The organism is Pedobacter sp., from assembly GCF_045627485.1.
Lineage (GTDB): Bacteria > Bacteroidota > Bacteroidia > Sphingobacteriales > Sphingobacteriaceae > Pedobacter.
Map to the genome: position 1 here is coordinate 1 of NZ_JAZQNU010000046.1, position 3,048 is coordinate 3,048.

Annotated in this window: 6 protein-coding genes; 5 read left to right on the forward strand and 1 reads right to left on the reverse strand. The window is 40.9% G+C overall.

Features of this window, described 5'->3' with window-relative positions:
- Positions 1-93 precede the first annotated feature (93 nt).
- From ACR2F3_RS03300 to ACR2F3_RS03320, 5 genes are all read left to right on the forward strand, one after another.
- Positions 94-351, forward strand: a complete 258-nt coding sequence (locus ACR2F3_RS03300; protein WP_432708554.1) for a hypothetical protein — start codon at positions 94-96, stop codon at positions 349-351.
- Positions 351-1,151 (forward strand): hypothetical protein, encoded by an 801-nt coding sequence (locus tag ACR2F3_RS03305; RefSeq protein ID WP_432708555.1) that lies wholly within the window; start codon positions 351-353, stop codon positions 1,149-1,151. The genes ACR2F3_RS03300 and ACR2F3_RS03305 overlap by 1 nt, the downstream gene beginning before the upstream one ends.
- Before the next feature lie 56 nt (positions 1,152-1,207).
- The gene (locus ACR2F3_RS03310) at positions 1,208-1,687 is read left to right on the forward strand and encodes a DUF551 domain-containing protein (protein WP_432708556.1); all 480 of its coding nucleotides are present in this window, start codon (positions 1,208-1,210) and stop codon (positions 1,685-1,687) included.
- A complete protein-coding gene (locus ACR2F3_RS03315) occupies positions 1,680-2,033 on the forward strand; it encodes a hypothetical protein (RefSeq protein WP_432708557.1) in 354 nt (117 codons plus the stop codon). Before ACR2F3_RS03310 ends, ACR2F3_RS03315 begins: the two co-directional genes overlap by 8 nt.
- A gap of 80 nt (positions 2,034-2,113) precedes the next feature.
- The gene (locus ACR2F3_RS03320; protein ID WP_432708558.1) at positions 2,114-2,314 is read left to right on the forward strand and encodes a hypothetical protein; all 201 of its coding nucleotides are present in this window, start codon (positions 2,114-2,116) and stop codon (positions 2,312-2,314) included.
- 183 nt (positions 2,315-2,497) lie between these two features.
- Here the strand turns inward: ACR2F3_RS03320 and ACR2F3_RS03325 are convergent, their stop codons facing one another.
- Positions 2,498-2,833: a hypothetical protein gene (locus ACR2F3_RS03325; RefSeq protein ID WP_432708559.1), complete on the reverse strand. Its 336-nt coding sequence runs from the start codon at positions 2,831-2,833 to the stop codon at positions 2,498-2,500.
- Positions 2,834-3,048 lie beyond the last annotated feature (215 nt).

Consider the following 3,048-nt stretch of genomic DNA (forward strand, 5'->3'; position numbering starts at 1 on the left):
TGTTATTGCGTGTGTTCGGTATGGAAAAAATTCAATTTGTCAGTACAGCGAAAGGCATTGCTGTAGCTATGGTTGCAGAGGTGGAATATTAAAATGAATAAATACCAGGTAAGAATCCGTAAGGCTTTAACAGATGAACAAAAAAATGAGTTCTTTGGTGAAGAATTGGGCTCGTTAGGCACCGCAACGCAAATTAGAAAGCTGACTGGTCAATTTGATGATATGGCCCAGGCGTTTGAAAAAATGGCCAACGTGCCTGAACTGGCTGAATGGGAAGTTATTTCCGTGATCCTGGTCGATGAAGATAACCGTGAGCAGCTTGGTGAAGATTTTAAATGGGAAGATGAATAATGGAAAACAATATTAACGTATCAGCATTGGCGCAAAACATTGCAGAACAGTGCAAACAATTTGAAGAATCTCAAGAATATAAAGACATGATCACCAATGCGGTGAAAAAGCTGTATTCAAACGCCCTGGATGATGTTTTCCGTTGGGGAGATTTCCCGGATCGGGTTAAGGCTGCAATCAAGGAAGCCATGCCGACTGATGTGAGTAATTTTGTTGATTTAGCAAAGTACAACACACTGATGATGAATACTTTGAAAACCACCTGGGAAGAATCTGGCATCCAGGACAGTGCTGTTGAGCAGGTGCAAAAAGCCACACTTAAAGTTATTTCTGATATGGAAGTACCTCATTTTGTAATGCTATCGGACCTGCTTAACGCATTCATTAAATGCAATGAAAGTGAAGCAGCTGAAAACAATTGGGAAAAGCCATACGTTCTATGTAAGGAAAGCACAGCGGTTTCTGAGTATTGGGAAATTGCTTTTGAAGAAGAACCTCCACTAACTTATTCGCACTCATTTTCAAGTTCAAAGAGCAAAACTTATGGATTTGAGTTTAAAAACTGCTTAAACATTCGTGCCTTGTATGAAGATAAGAACAATAAAGCTTTTAAGTTGCACGATGGCCACAAGTGTTATGAGCTTTACGCAGGTAAGGTCGATGACGATATTTTAGGAAAGAAAGCAGTTAAACCGCATAGCCATTACGAAAAACTGATCTGTGCGCTTTATTTCGGTAATGCTTATTTGGTTTGGGATGATGTAGACCCCGATGATATTTATTATCCGCATGGCGATTAAGGGTGGATCTATGGTCTATATGTATTTCAACTACGCAAAATGCCCAAAATGCGGCTATGACAAGTGCACTATTGGTGCCAATCACAGCAACTACGGTAAAACACAATATGAATGCCACGAATGCGGCTTTATCTGGCACGAATAAGGGGAAAATTATGAAAATCCAAACTTTTATTAATGAGTTTAAACTCACTTTTGTTTATGCCCTGCTACGCCAGACGCTTACGGATGATCAGCTGTTTGAGCATTCCGTGGAAAATGGCCAAGTAATTTGGTTTAAGGAGCAAATGCGCCAAATGTGGCTAATGTGGGAGAAAGCCCAAGCGGTGCCGGAATGGATCAGTGTTAACGATCAATTACCACCATCGGACGAAATGGTTTTAATTTGCTGGTCTGATAGTCCTGATATAGAACCAGAAAAAGATTTCATGGATATATGTGTAGATACTGGCTGTCCTTTTTGGGCGAATAGTTTGAATGATGAACCATCACATTGGATGCCTTTACCTAAAGCACAGGAGCCAACCAATGACTGAAATTCAACAAGCAATGTCCTGGCTGCTCAGTGGTAATACCGGACTATCTAGCGAGTGCATCATGGCCACGCTGCTCTCCGGTGGCAAGGTAAACGGTGCTGATTGGTACCGTTCAACCGCCTACCCACGTGATCCAAGCGATTTTAACCGCTGTGTGGAGCTGCTTAAAGCAGTTCCATCCTTCCGGGAACGTCTGGACCTGATGAAAGGTGTATCCAATAAATGGGCCGTCCTGGTGGAACATTGGGATGAACTGGAAAACCTGCTGAATGAAGAAACTAAAAGCCGTTCAGCACCTAAAACTTATGCTCGTATGAAAGAGCTACTAATGCACGTAGAGGGTTAAAAATGAATAATAAATTAATTTACAGTTTTAAGGCCAACGGCTGTGGTTGCAAAGTATCTGGCCGAGTATGCGCAACGGATATGCAAGATGCCACACGCCAGGTGCAAGCGATCATCAAACAACATGGTTATGGTCCGATGAACGTCCACATGAATCAGTTAAAAAATCAAAAGGCAGCAATGGCCAAGTGGTTACGTGAGCATGAGGATAAAGAACTCAATGCAATTGCGGATAGTCGTGCAGGTCAAAAACGTGTGTCGGTTAATCTGGAGGATCTTTAAATGAGTAATTTGCCTAAATGCACGAACGGTCCACGCCATAAATGGCTATTTATTAGAAATATAGAGGTTAGAACTCAAACCCTACATACAATTCACTTTTCCTCAAAAGGAAAATATAAATGCAATTGTGGTGCGGTGAAATATGGTCCACATAATCCTAATGGATAAGTAAAGAAAGCCACATTATGTGGCTTTTTTTAATTTCGCTATTTGTTCTTCTAACTGATCAATAATTTCTTGTTGCTGTTGATAGGCTTTAAGCCACATCACCGCAAGTTCAGTGTAGTTTTCATTGGTTAAGGTTGGGCTTTTATGCTCTAGGGCTTCAATAAAACGCTCATGCCAATACTGTTTAATATTGATATGCCGCCACCCAGGAGGGTGCATTCTTTCAGTCAGGCCATTAAAAAAACTATCGAACATTTTGTGAAATTGATCATGTGTCATAAATCCAACCTTGATTGATTTTCTTAAAATTTTACACGTTGTTGCATGAAAAGATGCGTAGTTTTCATCCACATCCAAATATAATCATCAGACAACCAGGGGAAAAATATGTTTGATTTCACTATCCAAAAACCGACCTGGATCCAGGTCCGGTATTCAGCCAATCCGCAAGATCTTGAACAGATTTTGCAAGAATCTGACCAGGCATATTCAAAAAAGGTTGAATCCTATCTGGCCTTTCATGCACGACCAGAGGAACATGCGGATTTAAGCCGGGAATTTTTGCA